Annotated in this window: 17 protein-coding genes and 3 pseudogenes; 11 read left to right on the forward strand and 9 right to left on the reverse strand. The window is 72.3% G+C overall.

The genetic code is table 11. The annotated features are described in order from the left end of the window. Nucleotides 1-20: 20 nt before the first annotated feature. From VE614_RS13180 to VE614_RS13190, 3 genes are read right to left on the reverse strand one after another with little or no spacing between them, the layout of a single operon-like run. Nucleotides 21-1,091, reverse strand: coding sequence for a low specificity L-threonine aldolase (locus VE614_RS13180; RefSeq protein WP_324936050.1), 1,071 nt, complete (start codon nt 1,089-1,091; stop codon nt 21-23). After that, nucleotides 1,088-1,834: an SDR family NAD(P)-dependent oxidoreductase gene (locus VE614_RS13185; RefSeq protein WP_324936113.1), complete on the reverse strand. Its 747-nt coding sequence runs from the start codon at nt 1,832-1,834 to the stop codon at nt 1,088-1,090. The genes VE614_RS13180 and VE614_RS13185 overlap by 4 nt, the downstream gene beginning before the upstream one ends. A gap of 41 nt (nt 1,835-1,875) precedes the next feature. Further along, nucleotides 1,876-3,273, reverse strand: a complete 1,398-nt coding sequence (locus VE614_RS13190; RefSeq protein WP_324936051.1) for a DUF6421 family protein — start codon at nt 3,271-3,273, stop codon at nt 1,876-1,878. A 233-nt stretch (nt 3,274-3,506) separates the two neighbouring features. Between VE614_RS13190 and VE614_RS13195 the strand changes: the two genes are divergently transcribed. After that, nucleotides 3,507-4,190: a glycerophosphodiester phosphodiesterase gene (locus tag VE614_RS13195; protein ID WP_324936053.1), complete on the forward strand. Its 684-nt coding sequence runs from the start codon at nt 3,507-3,509 to the stop codon at nt 4,188-4,190. A 28-nt stretch (nt 4,191-4,218) separates the two neighbouring features. Here VE614_RS13195 and VE614_RS13200 read toward each other — a convergent pair whose 3' ends face one another. Continuing rightward, nucleotides 4,219-4,758 (reverse strand): N-acetyltransferase, encoded by a 540-nt coding sequence (locus tag VE614_RS13200; protein ID WP_324936055.1) that lies wholly within the window; start codon nt 4,756-4,758, stop codon nt 4,219-4,221. 78 nt (nt 4,759-4,836) lie between these two features. Here VE614_RS13200 and VE614_RS13205 point away from each other — a divergent pair, with 78 nt between their 5' ends. The 3 genes and pseudogenes from VE614_RS13205 to VE614_RS13215 form a co-directional block, all read left to right on the forward strand. Further along, the gene (locus VE614_RS13205) at nt 4,837-5,229 is read left to right on the forward strand and encodes a VOC family protein (protein ID WP_324936058.1); all 393 of its coding nucleotides are present in this window, start codon (nt 4,837-4,839) and stop codon (nt 5,227-5,229) included. 91 nt (nt 5,230-5,320) lie between these two features. After that, the gene (locus VE614_RS13210; protein ID WP_324936060.1) at nt 5,321-6,085 is read left to right on the forward strand and encodes a VOC family protein; all 765 of its coding nucleotides are present in this window, start codon (nt 5,321-5,323) and stop codon (nt 6,083-6,085) included. 22 nt (nt 6,086-6,107) lie between these two features. Beyond that, nucleotides 6,108-6,638: pseudogene (locus tag VE614_RS13215) on the forward strand (aldo/keto reductase); the annotation flags it as partial. A 24-nt stretch (nt 6,639-6,662) separates the two neighbouring features. On the opposite strand, the gene VE614_RS13220 reads toward VE614_RS13215, so the two are convergent. Together VE614_RS13220 and VE614_RS13225 are read right to left on the reverse strand one after the other, a co-directional pair. Continuing rightward, the gene (locus VE614_RS13220; RefSeq protein WP_324936062.1) at nt 6,663-7,217 is read right to left on the reverse strand and encodes a MarR family transcriptional regulator; all 555 of its coding nucleotides are present in this window, start codon (nt 7,215-7,217) and stop codon (nt 6,663-6,665) included. Continuing rightward, nucleotides 7,214-7,915: pseudogene (locus VE614_RS13225) on the reverse strand (FUSC family protein); the annotation flags it as partial. The pseudogene VE614_RS13225 and the gene VE614_RS13220, both read right to left, overlap by 4 nt. Before the next feature lie 241 nt (nt 7,916-8,156). On the opposite strand from VE614_RS13225, the gene VE614_RS13230 reads away from it, so the two are divergent. From VE614_RS13230 to VE614_RS13245, 4 genes and pseudogenes are all read left to right on the forward strand, one after another. Further along, the gene (locus tag VE614_RS13230; RefSeq protein ID WP_324936064.1) at nt 8,157-8,711 is read left to right on the forward strand and encodes a DUF5134 domain-containing protein; all 555 of its coding nucleotides are present in this window, start codon (nt 8,157-8,159) and stop codon (nt 8,709-8,711) included. A 131-nt stretch (nt 8,712-8,842) separates the two neighbouring features. Then, a pseudogene (locus VE614_RS13235) lies at nt 8,843-9,185 on the forward strand (hypothetical protein); the annotation flags it as partial. 33 nt (nt 9,186-9,218) lie between these two features. After that, the gene (locus tag VE614_RS13240) at nt 9,219-9,890 is read left to right on the forward strand and encodes a phosphatase PAP2 family protein (protein WP_324936066.1); all 672 of its coding nucleotides are present in this window, start codon (nt 9,219-9,221) and stop codon (nt 9,888-9,890) included. A gap of 423 nt (nt 9,891-10,313) precedes the next feature. Then, nucleotides 10,314-10,988, forward strand: coding sequence for a helix-turn-helix domain-containing protein (locus VE614_RS13245; RefSeq protein ID WP_324936068.1), 675 nt, complete (start codon nt 10,314-10,316; stop codon nt 10,986-10,988). Here the strand turns inward: VE614_RS13245 and VE614_RS13250 are convergent. Next, nucleotides 10,976-12,478, reverse strand: a complete 1,503-nt coding sequence (locus VE614_RS13250; protein ID WP_324936070.1) for a hypothetical protein — start codon at nt 12,476-12,478, stop codon at nt 10,976-10,978. The two genes, VE614_RS13245 and VE614_RS13250, sit on opposite strands and share 13 nt — an antisense overlap. A 195-nt stretch (nt 12,479-12,673) precedes the next feature. On the opposite strand from VE614_RS13250, the gene VE614_RS13255 reads away from it, so the two are divergent. Continuing rightward, entirely contained in the window at nt 12,674-13,327 is a 654-nt protein-coding gene (locus tag VE614_RS13255) for a DUF305 domain-containing protein (protein ID WP_324936072.1), read from the forward strand. Between the two features lie 37 nt (nt 13,328-13,364). Here VE614_RS13255 and VE614_RS13260 read toward each other — a convergent pair whose 3' ends face one another. Then, nucleotides 13,365-13,877: a DUF6214 family protein gene (locus VE614_RS13260; protein WP_324936074.1), complete on the reverse strand. Its 513-nt coding sequence runs from the start codon at nt 13,875-13,877 to the stop codon at nt 13,365-13,367. A gap of 189 nt (nt 13,878-14,066) precedes the next feature. Between VE614_RS13260 and VE614_RS13265 the strand changes: the two genes are divergently transcribed. Then, nucleotides 14,067-15,410, forward strand: a complete 1,344-nt coding sequence (locus VE614_RS13265; protein WP_324936076.1) for an FAD-dependent oxidoreductase — start codon at nt 14,067-14,069, stop codon at nt 15,408-15,410. A 30-nt stretch (nt 15,411-15,440) separates the two neighbouring features. Here VE614_RS13265 and VE614_RS13270 read toward each other — a convergent pair whose 3' ends face one another. Further along, nucleotides 15,441-15,806: an ArsR/SmtB family transcription factor gene (locus VE614_RS13270; protein ID WP_324936078.1), complete on the reverse strand. Its 366-nt coding sequence runs from the start codon at nt 15,804-15,806 to the stop codon at nt 15,441-15,443. Between the two features lie 107 nt (nt 15,807-15,913). Between VE614_RS13270 and VE614_RS13275 the strand changes: the two genes are divergently transcribed. After that, a complete protein-coding gene (locus VE614_RS13275; RefSeq protein ID WP_324936080.1) occupies nt 15,914-16,993 on the forward strand; it encodes an NADH:flavin oxidoreductase/NADH oxidase in 1,080 nt (359 codons plus the stop codon). Nucleotides 16,994-16,999 lie beyond the last annotated feature (6 nt).

Genomic DNA, 16,999 nt, shown 5'->3' on the forward strand with positions numbered 1-16,999 from the left:
GGTCAGCCGGCCTGGGCCGGTCAGCGGGCCATCTCCTCCTTGAGCGCCGCGACGAACGCGTCCACGTCCTCCTCGGTGGTGTCGAAGGCGCACATCCAGCGGACCACGCCGGCCGCCTCGTCCCAGAAGTAGAAGCGGAACCGCTTCTGCAGGCGCTCGCTCACGTCGTTCGGGAGCTTGGCGAAGACACCGTTGGCCTGCACCGGGTACAGGATCTCCACCCCGTGCACCGCCCGGACGCCCTCGGCGAGCCGCTGGGCCATCTCGTTGGCGTGGCGGGCGTTGCGCAGCCACAGGTCCTTGGCCAGCAGCGCCTCCAGCTGCACCGAGACGAACCGCATCTTGGAGGCGAGCTGCATGGAGAGCTTGCGCAGATGCTTCATCCGGCGGACGGCGTCCTGGTTGAGGACGACCACCGCCTCACCGAACAGCGCGCCGTTCTTCGTGCCGCCCAGGGAGAGGATGTCGACGCCGACCGCGTTGGTGAACGTCCGCATCGGGACGTCCAGCGAGGCCGCGGCGTTGGCTATCCGGGAGCCGTCCAGGTGCACCTTCATACCGTGCGCGTGGGCGTGCTCGCAGATGGCGCGGATCTCGTCGGGCGTGTAGAGGGTGCCCAGCTCCGTGCTCTGGGCGAGGGACACGACCTGCGGCATCGCCCGGTGCTCGTCCTCCCAGCCCCACGCCTGCCGGTCGATCAGCTCCGGGGTGAGCTTGCCGTCCGGGGTGGGCACGGTGAGCAGCTTCAGACCGCCCATGCGCTCGGGCGCGCCGCCCTCGTCCACGTTGATGTGGGCGCTCTCCGCGCAGATCACCGCACCCCAGCGGTCGGTGACCGCCTGGAGCGCGACGACGTTGGCGCCGGTGCCGTTGAAGACCGGGAACGCCTCGGCCGTCGCCCCGAAGTGGCTGCGGATGATCCGCTGGAGGTTCTCGGTGTACGCGTCCTCGCCGTACGCGACCTGGTGGCCGCCGTTGGCCAGGGCCAGGGCGGCGAGCACCTCCGGGTGGGCCCCGGCGTAGTTGTCACTGGCGAAACCGCGGACCTCCGGGTCGTGATGGCGACGCGCGTCGGTCTTCGGGGGGTTCACGGCTTCTCGGTCAGCCACAGACGGTTTCCGTTCACTTCCGCGGCGGGCTTGTCCCAGACGCCGACGATGGCCTCGGCGAGATCCTTGACGTCCGTGAAGCCCGCGAACTTCGCGTTGGGCCGCTCGGCGCGCATCGCGTCGTGCACCAACGCCTTCACCACCAGGATCGCAGCCGCCGAGGTCGGCCCCTGCTCGCCCCCGGCCTTGCGGAAGTAGTCCGCCAGGGCCAGCGTCCACGCCTCGGCGGCGGCCTTGGCGGCCGCGTAGGAGGCGTTGCCCGCGGTGGGGTTGCTGGCGCCGGCCGCGCTGATCAGCACGTACCGGCCGCGGTCGCTGCGCTGGATCGCCTCGTGGAAGGCGAGCGAGGTGTGCTGCACGGTGCGGATGAGCAGCAGCTCCAGCAGCTCCCAGTCGTCGAGGTTGGTCTTGGTGAAGGTCTCGCTGCCGCGCCAGCCGCCGACGAGGTGCACCAGGCCGTCGACGCGGCCGAACTCCTTCTCGGTGCGGGTGGCCCAGTCGCGGGTGGCCTCCAGGTTGAGCAGGTCGACCGTCTCCCCGGTGACCGTGGCGCCGCCGGAGGCGTACCGCGCCGCGTCCACGGCTTCGGCGAGCCGCTCCGGGTCGTTGTCGGCGCCGACCACCGTGGCGCCGGCCTCGGCCAGGCGCAGCAGCGTCGCCCGCCCCGCGGGTCCGCCCGCGCCGGCGACCGCGATCACCGCACCGCTGAGAGCCCCGTTCCCCATGTTCTTCGCCTCCTGAGCAGTGTTCTCGGTACGACGGTCGCTCACGCGGCGATCCGCTCGGTGCTGTCCGCCGTGATGCCCTTGGTGGAGGCGATCACGTTCTTCAGCTTCTTGGACAGTGCCTCATAGAACATGCTCAGCGGAAACTCGTCCGGAAGCACGTCATCGACGAGCTTGCGCGGCGGCTGGGTCAGATCCAGGGCGTCCGGGCCCTTGGCCCACTTCGAGCCCGGGTGCGGGGCGAGGTAGGTGGAGACCAGCTCGTAGCCGGCGAACCAGTGCACGAGCTTGGGGCGGTCGATGCCGTCGCGGTACAGCTTCTCGATCTCGGCGCACAGCTGGTTGGTGACCGCGGGGGCACGCTTCCAGTCGATGGACAGCTTGTTGTCCGTCCAGCGGACGACGTCGTGCTTGTGCAGGTAGGCGAAGAGCAGCTGGCCGCCGAGACCGTCGTAGTTGCGCACCCGCTCGCCGGTGACCGGGAAGCGGAACATGCGGTCGAAGAGCACCGCGTACTGCACGTCACGGGCCTGCGGGACGCCGTCGGCCTCCAGCTTCACGGCCTCCTTGAAGGCGGTGAGGTCGCAGCGCAGCTCCTCCAGACCGTACATCCAGAACGGCTGGCGCTGCTTGATCATGAACGGGTCGAACGGCAGGTCGCCGTGGCTGTGGGTGCGGTCGTGGACCATGTCCCACAGGACGAAGGCCTCCTCGCAGCGCTTCTGGTCGTGGACCATCGCGGCGATGTCCTCGGGCAGCTCCAGGCCCAGGAGGCCGACGGCGGCGGCGGTGACCCGGCGGAAGCGGGCGGCCTCGCGGTCGCAGAAGATGCCGCCCCAGGTGAACCGCTCCGGGGCCTCGCGCACGGCGATGGTCTCGGGGAAGAGCACGGCGGAGTTGGTGTCGTAGCCGGCCGTGAAGTCCTCGAACTTGATGCCGCAGAACAGCGGGTTGTCGTAGCGGGTGCGCTCCAGTTCGGCCAGCCACTGCGGCCACACCATGCGCAGCACGACCGCTTCGAGGTTGCGGTCGGGGTTGCCGTTCTGCGTGTACATCGGGAAGACGACGAGGTGCTGGAGGCCGTCCGCGCGGTTGGCGGCGGGCTGGAAGGCCAGCAGCGAGTCGAGGAAGTCCGGCACCTGGAAGCCCCCGTCCGCCCAGCGGCGCAGGTCCTTCACCAGGGCCGCGTGGTAGGCGGCGTCGTGCGGGAGCAGCGGGGAGAGCGTCTCCACGGCTTCGGCGACCTCCCGCACGGCGGCCTCGGCCTGCGCGCGTTCCGGGGCGCCCTCGGCCTCGAAGTCGATCGATCCGTCCTTGGACTGCCATGGCCGGATCCGCTCCACGGCATCCTTGAGCACGGGCCATGCCGGGTGCTCCACGACCCTGGCCACCGGAGGAACCTGTCCCTCCGTACCCACCTGCACAAGAATTTCCGTCATGTCCCATCCTCCGCTGGAGAACCTTGCGTAAAGACACCGTACGCATATGCGGTTTCTCCCAGCAAGAGAGGGGGCGGGAAATTATCCTGCGCACCCCCATCATCACCGAACTTTTTCCTGCCCGTCACAGTGGAGGCGACCACTCCGGAGTGAGTGGCCCGCACGTTCGGCTCTCTCGGACGGCGGGCGCACTAGGCTGACGAACCTGTCCGTCGACAGGAAGCGAGGGAACCTTGAACTTCCTCACCATCGGTCATCGCGGAGTCATGGGCGTCCAGCCCGAGAACACCCTTCGTTCCTTCGTCGCCGCCGAACAGGCCGGCCTCGACGTCATCGAACTCGATCTGCATCTCAGCAAGGACGGCGCCCTGGTCGTCATGCACGACGCCGAGGTGGACCGCACGACCGACGGCAGCGGTCCCATCGCCGAGAAGACGCTCGCCGAACTGCGCGCCCTGGACGCGGGCGAGGGCGAGCGGATCCCGGTCTTCGAGGAGGTCCTGGAGGCGGTGAGCACCCCGATCCAGGCGGAGATCAAGGACGTGGCGGCGGCCCGGGCGCTGGTGGAGGTGATCCGGCGGCGGGACCTGACCGGGCGGATCGAGGTGTCGTCGTTCCACGACGACGCCGTCGCCGAGACGGCCCGGCTGCTGCCCGGCGTGCGCACCGCGCTGATCGCGAGCCGCTACGGCACCGACATCGTGGAACGCGCCGCGCAGGCCGGTGCCCGGACGGTCTGCCTGGACATCCGCCGGCTCACCCTGGAGGTCGTCGAGCACGCGCGCGATGCCGACCTGCGGGTCATCGGCTGGGTGGTCAACTCGCAGAAGCATCTGCGGCTGGTCCGGGCCCTGGAGCTGGACGGCGCGACCACCGATTACCCGGACATCAAACGCACCGGCCGCTTCACCGCGTGAACGCGCCCGCACCGCTCCCACCAGCGGCTCACACCAGCGGCTTGACCAGCAGCTCGAACTGAAGATCGGGACGCTGCGGGATGCCGAAGCGCTCGTCGCCGTACGGGAAGGGCGACATCCTTCCCGTACGGCGGTAGCCGCGCCGCTCGTACCAGGCGATCAGGTCCTCGCGCACGGATATCACGGTCATGTGCATCTCCCGCACGCCCCAGGTCTTCCGGGCCTGCCGCTCCGCCTCCGCGATCACCGCCTTGCCCAGGCCTGCGCCCTGGAGCCCCGGGCTGACCGCGAACATGCCGAAGTAGGCGTACGCGCCGCGGTGTTCGAGCTGACAGCAGGCGACCATGGTGCCGTCCCGCTCCACCGTCAGCAGCCGGCTGCCGGGCGACTTCACCACCTCCAGCACCCCCTCCGGATCGGTCCGCTGCCCTTCGAGGATGTCCGCCTCGGTGGTCCACCCGGCCCGGCTGGCGTCCCCGCGGTACGCCGACTCGATCAGCGCCACCAACGTGTCCACGTCGGCGTCCGTGGCGTCACGGAAGGTCAGTCCGGTGGTCGCGGTCTCCATGCGGTGCGTCTCCGTTTCAACGGCGCGGCTCGGGCAGGGACGAGGGTAACCCCGGGGACAGGGCCTAGGCTCCGGCGCATGGTGCATGTACTCGGCAGCCGGATTCTGCTGCGCCCCACCGACCCCGAGCGGTCCCGGACCTTCTACGGCGAGCGGCTCGGCCTCGCCGTCTACCGGGAGTTCGGCACCGGTCCGGAGCGGGGCACCGTCTACTTCCTCGGCGGCGGCTTCCTGGAGCTCTCCGGCCGCTCCGGCACCCCGCCCTCCCCCGCCGTACGCCTCTGGCTCCAGGTCGCCGACGTCCACGCGGCCCACGAGGAGCTGCGCGAGCGGGGCGTGGAGGTCGTGCGGCCGCCGGTGCGGGAGCCGTGGGGGCTGGTGGAGATGTGGATCGCCGACCCGGACGGGGTCCCGATCGTCCTCGTGGAGGTCCCGGCGGACCACCCCCTTCGGTACCGGCCTGGCATCTGACGGCGCCGGTCCGGATGGCCGGGGCCCGCGGGCACGGTTAGCGTGCTGACAGAGGGACGTCACGTCCTGGGCCGTCTGCGGAGGGAACGCCATGAAGCTCGACGCGCCGGTGACCGGTGGGCCCTGCTGGGCGGAGCTGGGGACCAGTGACCTGGAGGGGGCCCAGCGGTTCTACACGCGGCTGTTCGGCTGGCGGTCCGAGACGGACCCGCGCCAGGAGGCGGGCGGCTACACGATCGCGCACCTCGGCGACGCGCCGGTCGCGGCGCTGGCCCCGCTGTACCAGGAGTCGCAGCCGGTGGCCTGGAACGTGTCGTTCGCCGTGGCCGACGCGGACGCCACCGCCCGACTGGTCGAGGAGACGGGCGGAAAGGTGCTGCTCGGGCCCATGGACGTGTTCGACCTGGGCCGGTTCGTCGTGGCCTTCGATCCGGGCGGGGCCGCCTTCCAGCTGTGGCAGGCGCGCGAGTTCCCCGGCGCCGGGGTGCTGAACGCGCCGGGCACGCTCGGCTGGGTGGAGCTGCTGACCCGGGACCCCGCGCGCGCGGAGCGCTTCTACACCACGGTCTTCGGCTGGACCGTGCGCCCCTTGGAGCGCTACCCGCAGTTCGGTGTCGACGGCGCCGACTTCGGCGGCATGATCACGATGGACGACAAGTTCCCGCACGAGGTGCCCCCGCACTGGCTGCCGTACTTCGCCGTCGAAGACGTCGACGACGCCGCCGCGACGGCGACCGCGGCCAGGGGCACGGTGCTCATGGAGCCCACCTCGGTGCCCGAGGGCCGACGGATCGCGGTGCTGCGGGACCCGCAGGGGGCGATGTTCGGGGTGTACCGGGCATCCGGCGAGAGATGACGTGATTCCCGCCGGGGCCCGGACGTCGTTCGCGGGCTCCCAGCTGCGCTACAACCTGCTGGAACGCACCCCGGAGCGCGAACTGCTCCCGCAGGCCCGGGCGTTCGACCAGGCGGTGCCGGCGTGGGCGCCGCTGGCGGCCGGGAAGCTCACCGGCAAGCATCTGCGGGGCGAGTCGGGCCGGCTCGGCGCGGCGGGCGGTACGTGCGACCCGCGCGAGGAGACCGTCGTCAAGGCCGTGGTGGAGATCGCCGAGCAGGGCGGCTGGAGCCCGGCGCAGGTGGCGCCGGCCTCGCTGCTGGGCCGGCCCGGCAACGTGGTGCCGATCGTCGCCGCGACCAAGGAGAGCCGGCTCGCCGGCAACCTGGGCGCCGTGGGTGTCCGGCTCGACGCGGACGCCGTCGCCAGGCTCGACGAGGTGAGCGCCGTACCGCTGGGCTTCCCGCACGACTTCGTCCGCGAGCCGCGCGTCACTACCGTCTACGGCGACCGGTGGGCGGGGATCGACGAGCGCCGCTCCACCTACCGGCGCACCGCCCACGACGTCCTGTGACCCGCGCCCCGCTCCGGCCGTGGTTCAGGTCCGCAGCCCGCCCAGTCGCCCCTCCAGCTGGGCGAGCAGATCGCCGAGGAGGCCGGCGAGTTCGCCCTGCTCGGCGGTGCCGAGGCCGGACAGCGCGGCGCTCTCGTAGGCCAGCTGGTCGGGCAGCAGGCCGTCGACCAGCTCGCGTCCGGCGTCGGTGAGGCGGACGTGGGCCACCCGGCGGTCACGGCTGTCGCCGCGCCGCTCGACCAGGCCGCGCTCGGTGAGCTGCTTGAGCCGTTTGGTGACGGCGGCGCCCGAGGAGAAGGTCTCCCGGGCCAGCTCGCCGGGTGTCAGCTCATGGCCGGTGCGGCGCAGCGCGCCGAGCAGGTCGAACTCGGGGCGGCTGAGTCCCGCCCGGCGCAGCGGAGCGTCCTCGGCCTGCTGGAGCAGGGCGGCGCAGCGGTTGACCCGGCCGATGATCTCCATGGGCCCGGTGTCGAGGTCCGGGTGGACGGCCCGCCACTGCCGTACGACGGCGCCCACGGTGTCGGCCCGCACGGCCTCACCGCTCGCTCCCGCACCCGGCCGCCCGTTCGTCCCCGTCATGGCCGTAGGTCCTCCGTGCTGTCGTCCGCTGTCGCGCGGCACGCCGTCGGGCCGTCCGCCGTCGGATCGTCCGCTCGCCCGTCCAGGATGAGTCCCCGGCGGCGTACCGTCTCCGCGAGGGTACGGTGTCCGGCCTGCTCGGCGCGCTCGACCCGGTCCTCGGGCGGGGTGCGCTGCCACCATTCGCCGGACGCGGCGTCGGCCGTGGCGCGCAGTTCCACCAGCGCGGCGGCGAGCGCGCGGCGGGCGGCCTCCAGGGCGCCGGGCGCGGGGTGCGGCTCGGCGAGCAGCCGGGCGGCGCGCTCGCGGGCGCGCTCGGCGGCGGCGAGGGCGTGGCCGAGGCGGGCACCCGCGCGGCGGTTGGTGACCGCGACCGCGGCGGCGAGGCCGACCAGCGCGCCGACGAGGGTGTCGGCGATCCGCTCGGTGACCAGCTCACCGGGGTTCTGGTAGCCGGTGAACTCGGTGATCAGCAGGGCCATCGGGGTCACGCAGACGCTGCCGAGCCAGTAGTTGCGGCTGATCAGCGCCTCCGCGCCGAAGCCGAAGGCGAGACGGCACAGGACGAGGGCGGCCTGGCCGAGGTGGGCGAGCGGGGCGACGGCGGTGAAGACGAGGACGCCGGCGAGGTTCCCGACGACGCGCTGCACGCCCCGGCTCCAGGTGAGGGCGAGACTGGCCTGGCAGAGGGCGGCAGATCTCGGACGGGCGGCCGGGGCGGAGCGCCGCGGTGAGCGGGAGCCGGCGTGGCCGGGAGGTCGTCGGGGAGGGGTCCGCACTGCTCATGAAACCAAACCTTGGAAGGTGTTTTACTCGTAAATGATTTCGGGCCGTTCGATCCCGCGCTCCCCGCGTGCCACCCCGCGTACCTCCGTGCGCTCGCGTGCGCACCGGCCGGGCCGGGCAGTCCTCGACCGACCGTCGAGCGGGGAGGCGCGTGTGCACGGACCGGCTCCGTCCGGATGGCTGCTGGTCGCGCTGTGCGCGGCGACCGGCGCGTACTGCCTGCTGCGGATGCGCAGCGGCGTCGAGGAGCAGCGCCGGGCCGCGGGCGGCGAGGCGCTGATGGGTTTCGGCATGGCCGCGATGGCGGTCCCGGCGGCGGTCTTCACCCCGCCGCAGTGGACCTGGGCCGGATACGCGGTGGTCTTCGGCGCGGCGGCGCTGCGCGCCCTGTGGGCGGCGCGGATCGCCGCCCACCACCTGCACCATCTGGTGGGCGCCCTCGCCATGGTCTACATGGCGGCGGTGATGGCGGCCGCCCCGGCGGGCGGGCACGCCCACGGCGGCGACGGCGGGATTCCGCTGCTGACCGGCGGCCTGCTGCTCTACTTCGCCGGCTACGTGCTGCTGACCGGGGCCCGGCTGATTCCCGTCCCCGCGGTGGCGGGCGCGTCCCGCGCGCCGGCCGGCTGGGGCGACCGCCCGGAGCTGGCGCGGGCCTGCCGGCTGTCGATGGGGATCGCCATGGTGGCGATGCTGCTGACCATGTGAGCGCACCGACGGCCCGGCGACCGGCGGCGCGACGAAGTCCGTCGCAATCCGCGTCACCTCGCGGCAGCGGGTCGCACCGCCGAGCAGCCGCCGCCCGCAGGTCTGAGCCCATGATGGCCCCCGCGGCATGACTGCTGCGCTGCCCGGACGCGCCGGCGGGCGGATTTCCGCGGGTGCCGGTGTTCGCGGCGTTCCGGCCACCGCGCCGGACTCGTGCAACTCGACGCGGACCGGGACGTGTTGGGCTCCGGCCCGGCCCCGCAGGCGCACCTCCCGCAGCGGGTGAACCGGCTGCTCACCCTCCCGCACCGGCTCATCGCGGCCCGCCGGCTCCGCCCGACCGCCGCGGCGGCGCCGGTACCGGTGGTGCCGGTTCTGGTGACGCCGGTTCTGGTGACATTCGTCCCCGGACCGCGGGCGCTGGGCCGGCGGTCCGCCAGCGGCCGGGACACCCCACCGCCCGGCCCGGGTTGACCATCCGCCCCTCCCTTCGGCGAGGATCGCACCATGCACTCCCCCTCCGTCGACTCCCCGCCCCGTCCGCCCCGGCAGGGCCGCGCGGCGCGCGCCGGCACCGCCCTGGCCCTGTGCTCGGTGCTGCTGCTCGCTCTCGTCACCGCCGAATGGAAGCCGCTGCTCTCGTTCGACGGCGATGTCTCCCGCACCACCCACCGCTGGGCGGTCGACGAACCCGGCCTCACCCACGCCTGCCGGATCCTGACGGACTGGGTGTGGGATCCGAACACCATGCGGATCCTGTGCGGTGTGGTCGTGGTGTGGCTGGCGTGGCGGGCCAGAGCGCGGTGGACGGCACTCTGGCTGGTGGCGACGGTCGCACTCGGCACCGCGCTCCAGCAGTCCCTGAAGGCCGCCGTGGGCCGCGACCGGCCGGTCTGGCCCGACCCCGTCGACTCCGCCCACTACGCGGCCTTCCCCTCCGGCCACGCCATGACCGCCACCCTGGTGTGCGGCCTGCTGCTGTGGCTGCTGCACCGCCATGGCGCCGGCCGCGCCCTGTGGCGTACGGCGGTCACCGTGGCGGTGGTCTCGGTGGCCGGCGTCGGTCTGACCCGGGTGTGGCTGGGCGTCCACTGGCCGACCGACGTCATCGGCGGCTGGCTGCTCGGCGCGGCGGTGGCGGCCCTGGCGGTCACCGTCCATCAGCGACTGCGGCCGTGAGCGCATCGGGCGGCGGTAACCGGCACGTCGGCCCGGAGGACCAACGCCGCGCGCTCCGCCCCGGCACGGCGGGCCGCGCGACCGCCGGCATGGACGCCTGAGCGGCGGAGCGCGGGAGCGCGGAGCGGGCCGGATCTCACGGGGCTGATGGTGGACGACGCCCCCGGCAAGGACGGCGGTGCCGCGGCGCTGGGCCCTGCCGTGCGTTGTTCGGTGCCCTTCCGCCGGTCGGCCGGCGGCCCGACGGCCGCGCCCGGTTCTGGACCAGGTGGCCTGACAGCACAGTCCCGATGGCGCCGCCCGCCTCGGACGATCCCCCGCGTCGCCCGAGGCAGGCGGCGTACCCGGCCGGGTCCGGGCACGGGCCCGCCGGTACGCGTTGAGTATAGTTGGCTGGCAGCCAGTCAACGCAGGAGTTACAGGATGTCCCCTCGAAGCGCCGCGGTCAATGAAGAGTTGCGGCGTCGTTCCCGGGAACGGCTGCTTCAGGCAGCGGTGGAACTCGTGAGTGAACGCGGCTACGACGCCACGACCTTGGGGGACATCGCGGACCGGGCGGGTTCGGCGCGCGGACTGGTGTCGTACTACTTCCCCGGCAAGCGCCACCTGGTGCAGTCGGCGGTGCACCGGCTGATGCACCGCACGCTGGAGGAAGCGCTGGAACGCGAACCGCGTACCGAGGACGGCCGGGAGCGGATGGCGCGGGCCATCGACGCGATCCTGGGCCTGGCCCGCGACCGGACCGTGCTGATGCGTCAGCACATGGCGGGACTGTTGCAGGCGGAGGGTTTCGTGCAGTGCCCGGAGCAGCAGCGGCTCGCGGAGCTGCTGAGCGAGACCGTGGCCCGGCACGGCTCGCGGGACACCGGGTGCGACTATCCGATGCTGCGCGCCCAGCTCATGGGCGCGGTCTACGCGATGGTGCTGCCGAACGTCGGGATGCCCATCTCCCCCATGCGCGCCGAGCTGTTCCGGCGTTATGGCCTGGACTGGGAGCTGGGCTCCCCGCCGGACGCCGAGGCGCCCGGCGGAGAGTGCGACCGGGACCTGTCACGGTTCTTCGCGACGGATCCCCCGGTCACCGGTCAGTCGAAGTAGTCCGGCTGTGTCTGGACGTTGAGCTCGTCCAGCCGGACCCACCGCGCCGGGTCCGTGCGCCGGTCGTCGATCTTCAGGACGTCGAAGCCCTTGACCATGTCGTTCGAGTAGATGTGGCCGTTGTAGTAGTACGCCGACCAGGAGCCGCCGCCGGCCAGGCGCTCGGTGCTGATCGGGCCGCGCTCGAAGTACGCGATCTCCTTCGGCCTGGACGAGTCGGTGAAGTCCCAGACGGAGACACCGCCCTGGTACCAGGCCTGGACCATGAGGTCCTTGCCCTTGACCGGGATCAGCGAACCGTTGTGGGCCACGCAGTTCTCGGTGTCCGCCTGGTGGCGGGGGATCTTGTAGTAGCTGCGGAAGACGAGCTTGCGCTTGTCACCCTTGCCGACGATGTCGTAGATGCCGTCCGCGCCGCGGTTCGGGCCGACGGCCGCGTTGCAGGTGGCCGCGCCACCGCCGCCCAGCTCGTCGGTGAAGACGACCTTGTTCGCCTTCTGGTTGAAGGTCGCCGAGTGCCAGAACGCGAAGTTGACGTTGTCCTGCACCTGGTCGATGACCTTCGGGTGCTCCGGGTCCTCGATGGAGAACAGGATGCCGTCGCCCATGCACGCGCCGGCCGCGAGGTCCTTCGACGGCAGCACGGTGATGTCATGGCAGCCGGTGGTCTTGGAGACGCCCGGGTTGACGGGCCCGCCCGGGTTGCCGCCGCCGTCGGCGCCCTCCCCCGGGAACAGCACCGGGAAGCCGACGACCGCCGCCTTCTCGGGGGCGTGGCGCGGCACCTTGATGACGGAGATGCCGTCGTGCGGCGGCTGGCAGTCGGGGTAGGCGGCGTTGGGCGAGTAGGAGGAGACGTAGATGTAGACGTTGCGGCGCTCGGGCACCAGCGTGTGGGTGTGCGAGCCGCAGGCGGTCTCGACGGCGGCGACGTACTTCGGATTGCGCTTGTCGCTGATGTCGAAGACCTTCATGCCCTCCCACGAGGACTTCTCGGTCGCGGGCTGCGTGGTGCTGTTGCAACTGCTGTCGCTGCGCGAGGAGTCGGTGGACAGGAACAGCAGGTCACCGGAGACGGAGATGTCGTTCTGCGAGCCGGGACACAGCACCTGGGACACCGTCTTGGGGGCCTTCGGGTCGCTGATGTCGAAGACGCGGAAGCCGTCGTAGTTGCCGGCGAAGGCGTATCTGCCCTGGAAGGCCAGGTCGGAGTTGGTGCCGGGCAGCACGTCCTTGGGGATGTTCGCCAGGTGGCGGATGTTGGCGGAGTGGACGATCTCGTCCTGGCCGGGTATCTCCCCGCTCCGCACCGCCTCCCGCACCTCCTGCCGGGTGCTCTGCGAGACCTTCTTGTCGGCGGCCGGCGAGTCTCCGGGGTCGGGGGTGGCGACCGCGGGCTGGGCGCTGAGCAGCGCGGCCAGGAGCCCGGCCGCGGCCGTGGCGATTCCCAGGCGTCTGCGCCGCGTTCGGGAATTGTTCAACAGGGTCACTGCTTCCTCCCTTGTTCCGTTCGCAAGGGAACGGTTCACGGACCCCCGAAGTATCGTCTCGGTCATGCTCAAATCAACAGGGGGGCAACAGACATGTAATGAATGTTTTCGCCGGACAGTCCTCACCGACGTGTTAAGACGGATCCCGGCACGCACGAGGTGCGCCCCGCATTCCGCCCGTCACAGGAGGTCGTCTTGCTCCACCGCCGCACGCTGCGTGGCACGGTCCCGCTGACCGCGCTGACCGCGCTGGCCGTACTCGGACTCGGCGCCTGCGACTCCGCCTCGACGCCCGAACCGGACCGGACGAGCGGGCCCTCGGTGCTCGTGCCGGGCAAGCCCGGGGAGGACAACCGGACGCTGTCCGCGCAGGAGGCGGCCCAGCAGCGCGCCGACGACGACACGCCCAACTCGGCGGACGTGGACTACGCCCGGATGATGATCGCGCATCACACCCAGGCCCTGGAGATGACCGAACTCGCCCCGGACCGTGCGGAGTCGACGCAGGTGAGGAAGCTCGCCGAGCGCATCGCGGCGGCCCAGGGTCCCGAGATCGACGTGATGGAAGCCTGGCTGGAACAGCACGGCAAGCCGGCGACGGACGAGGACCACGAGCACCACGCCATGCCCGGCATGGCCACCGAGACCCAGCTGAGCAATCTGCGGGCGGCCCGGGGAAAGGCCTTCGACCAGCTGTTCCTGACCCTGATGATCACCCACCACGAGGGGGCGATCACGATGGCGGCGGACGCCAAGTCGCAGGGGAACAACGTGAAGATCGAGGAGATGGCGGACGATGTGATCGCCCAGCAGACGAGCGAGATCACCCGGATGCGGCGGATGCTGTGATGCCGGTCAGCGGATGAGGCGCTGAAGCTCGTCGAGCTCAGGTACGCCGGGCGTGACGCGGCGCCAGAAAGCCCGCGTCACGCGCCTGGGCGATCAGCCGGAGCGACTTGCGGCGGCTGTGCCCGGTCGCGCACATCACCGCGAGCACCGGATCTGCGCCTTCGGCCTGAGCGGCCCGGTACTCCTGCGCCACCAGCCACCGCCCCTGGATCCCGCGCGGAAACGGCGGCCGGGCCCTGCGCGCACCCACACCCGCACCCGCGCACCCGTCCTCGCTCTCCGCGTCGCCCTCGCCCGCGCCGTCGTCCTCGACGGTCTCGCTCGCGATCCCGCACGCCTCGAACAACGGCCCCTCGATCCAGTCGGCCAGCTCCACCAGATCGTCGAGGGAGAGCGCGGGCCGGGCCCGGACGTCCTCGAGGGAGACGTTCCCGTCCGCCAGCACGGCCAGCGCCTCCACGCCGGCGCCGTCGGGAAAGGCCAGCCGCACCTGGAGCCAGGCGGTCGCGCCGCCGTCCTCCCGCACTTCCCACGCGGGCCACACGGACACCGCGCCATCCTCCGGCCGTCGATCGGACAGATTAAGAAAGGATGCTTCTAGCACACACGCAACGTAACCTCATGATCACAATCCATACGAACGGACACGCGTCCGCTCGCCCGGACGGCACCCTGTCAGCGCAGCCCCGGCGGTGCGATGCTGGAACCGACCGCGAATACGGGACGAAGGAGTTCCGCCGTGCTGCGTGTCGCCGTCGTGGGATCCGGGCCGAGCGGGGTCTACTCCGCCCAGACCCTGGTCCAGCAGGAACCCCTGGCACGGGTCGACGTGCTCGACCGGCTGCCGTGCCCGTACGGCCTGGTGCGCTACGGAGTGGCGCCCGACCACGAGAAGATCAAGTCGCTGCAGAACAACCTGCGGACCGTCCTGGAGCACGATCGCGTGCGGTTCCTCGGCGGGGTCCAGGTCGGCCCGGATGGTGTGCCGGCCGCCCGGTTGCGGGAGCTGTACCACGCGGTGGTGTACTGCGTGGGCGCGGCCACCGACCGGCGGCTGGGCATCCCCGGGGAGGACCTGCCGGGCAGCTGGTCGGCGACCCAGTTCGTGTCCTGGTACAGCGCCCATCCGGACGCCGTCGACGACAGCTTCGTACGGGACGCCCGGTCGGCCGTGGTCATCGGGGTCGGGAACGTCGCGGTGGACGTCACCCGGATCCTGGCGCGCGGCGCGGCCGAGCTGAGCCCGACCGACATGCCGGACGCGGCGCTGCGCGCGCTCACGGCGAGCCGGGTGACGGAGATCCAGATGGTGGGGCGGCGCGGACCGTCCCAGGCCCGGTTCACCACCAAGGAGCTGCGCGAGCTGGGCGCGCTGCCGGAGGCCGAGGTGACCGTCGACCCGGCCGAGCTGGCGCTGGATCCCGGCTACGCCGATCCGTCCGCGCTGCCCGCTCCGCAGCGCCGCAATGTGGAGGCGCTGCGGAGCTGGGCGGACGGGACGCCGCGGGGTGCGCCGCGCCGGATCCGGCTGCGGTTCTTCCTGCGCCCCGTCGAACTGCTCGCCGAGGCGGGGCGGGTGGGCGCGGTGCGGTTCGAGCGGACGGTGCCCGACGGGCGGGGCGGGGTGACGGGCACGGGCGAGTTCGAGGTGGTCGAGGCGCAGTTGGTACTGCGGTCGGTCGGGTATCGCGGGGTGCCGCTGGAGGGGCTGCCGTTCGACGCCGGCAGCGGCACGGTGCCGCATCTGGCCGGGCGGGTGGTGCGCGACGGGGTCGTCGCGCCGGGCGAGTACGTCGCGGGCTGGATCAAGCGGGGCCCCACGGGTGTGATCGGCACCAACCGGCCGTGCGCCAAGGAGACGGTGACCTCGCTGCTGGAGGACGCCCCCGCCCTGGTCCGCCGGGAGGTGCCCGAGGATCCGCTGACCGTGCTGCGCACCGAGGGCGTCGAGCCGGTGGAGTGGGAGGGATGGCGGGCCATCGAGCGGGCGGAGGCGGAGCTGGGCGCGTCGCTGGGGCGGAGTGTGGTGAAGCTGCCCGACTGGGAGTCCCTCCTGGCGGCGGCGCGCGGGAACGCCCCATAGAGCACCTCCGGCTCGCCCTCCCGGGCCGGTTCAGCCCTCGCCGAGCCGGGCCGACTGCCGGGCTGCGGCACCGAGGAGGGCGTCGAGGAGCCCCGGGAAGAGAGCGTCCAGGTCGTCCCGGCGCAGGCCGTTCATCTTGGCCGTGCCCCGGTAGATCTGCCGGATGACCCCGCTCTCCCGCAGCACCCGGAAGTGGTGCGTGGTGGTCGACTTGGTGACCGGCAGCACGAACTGCGAACAGGACAGCTCGTCGCCGTCGGCGGCGAGCTCCCGCACGATCCGCAGCCGCATCGGGTCGGACAGCGCGTGGAGCACGCCCTCCAGCCGGATCTCGTCGCGCGCCGGGTGGGGCAGGGTGCGGCTGGCACGGGCGGTGGTCACGGCTGCTGGCTCCACTTCGTCGGGACCCCCATCGTACGAGAACCATCGTAGTTTGACATCTGCCGTACTACGATGCCTATCGTACGAGCCAAGTCTTCGGTCCGTGACGAATGGAGCCCGCCGTGACCGCGCTCTTCGAGCCCTTCACCCTGCGCGATGTGACGATCCCCAACCGCGTGTGGATGCCGCCGATGTGCCAGTACTCCGCGGCCTCCGAAGGGCCGGCGACCGGTGTGCCGCACGACTGGCACTTCGCCCACTACGCGGCCCGCGCGGCCGGCGGCACGGGCCTGATCATCGTCGAGGCGACCGCGGTCGGCCCCGAGGGCCGTATCTCGCCGTACGACCTCGGGATCTGGAACGACACGCAGGTCGAGGCGTTCCGCCGGATCACCCGCTTCCTGACCGGCCAGGGCACCGTTCCGGCGGTCCAGCTCGCCCACGCCGGGCGCAAGGCCTCGACCGACCGACCCTGGAAGGGCGGGGCGCCGGTCGGCCCGGAGGCGCACGGCTGGCAGCCGCTCGCGCCGAGCGCGGTCCCCTTCGACGAGCGCCACCCGGTTCCCGCCGAGCTGACGCCCGACCAGATCCACGCGATCGTCGGGCAGTTCGCGGACGCGGCCCGCCGCGCCCTCGCCGCCGGTTTCGAGATCGCCGAGATCCACGGCGCCCACGGCTACCTGATCCATGAGTTCCTGTCCCCCCACTCCAACCACCGCGCCGACGCCTACGGCGGCTCGTACGAGAACCGCACCCGGTTCGCCCTGGAGGTCGTCGACGCCGTCCGGGAGGTGTGGCCGGACGACAAGCCGCTGTTCTTCCGCGTCTCGGCGACCGACTGGCTGGAGGAGGGCGGCTGGACCCCCGACGACACGGTCCGCTTCGCCCGCGACCTCCAGGCGCACGGCATCGACCTGCTCGACGTCTCCACCGGCGGCAACGCCACCGGGGTCCGCATCCCCACCGGGCCGGGCTACCAGGTCCCCTTCGCCGCGCGCGTGAAGGCCGAGACCACCCTGCCGGTCGCGGCGGTGGGTCTGATCACCGACGCCGAGCAGGCCGAGAAGATCCTCTCCAACGGGGAGGCGGACGCCGTCCTGCTCGGCCGGGAGCTGCTGCGCAACCCCTCCTGGGCCCGGCACGCGGCGCGGGAGCTGGGCGGCGAGGTGCGGGTGCCGGACCAGTACCACCGGTCCGTCTGAGCCACC

The organism is Streptomyces sp., from assembly GCF_035645055.1.
Lineage (GTDB): Bacteria > Actinomycetota > Actinomycetes > Streptomycetales > Streptomycetaceae > Streptomyces.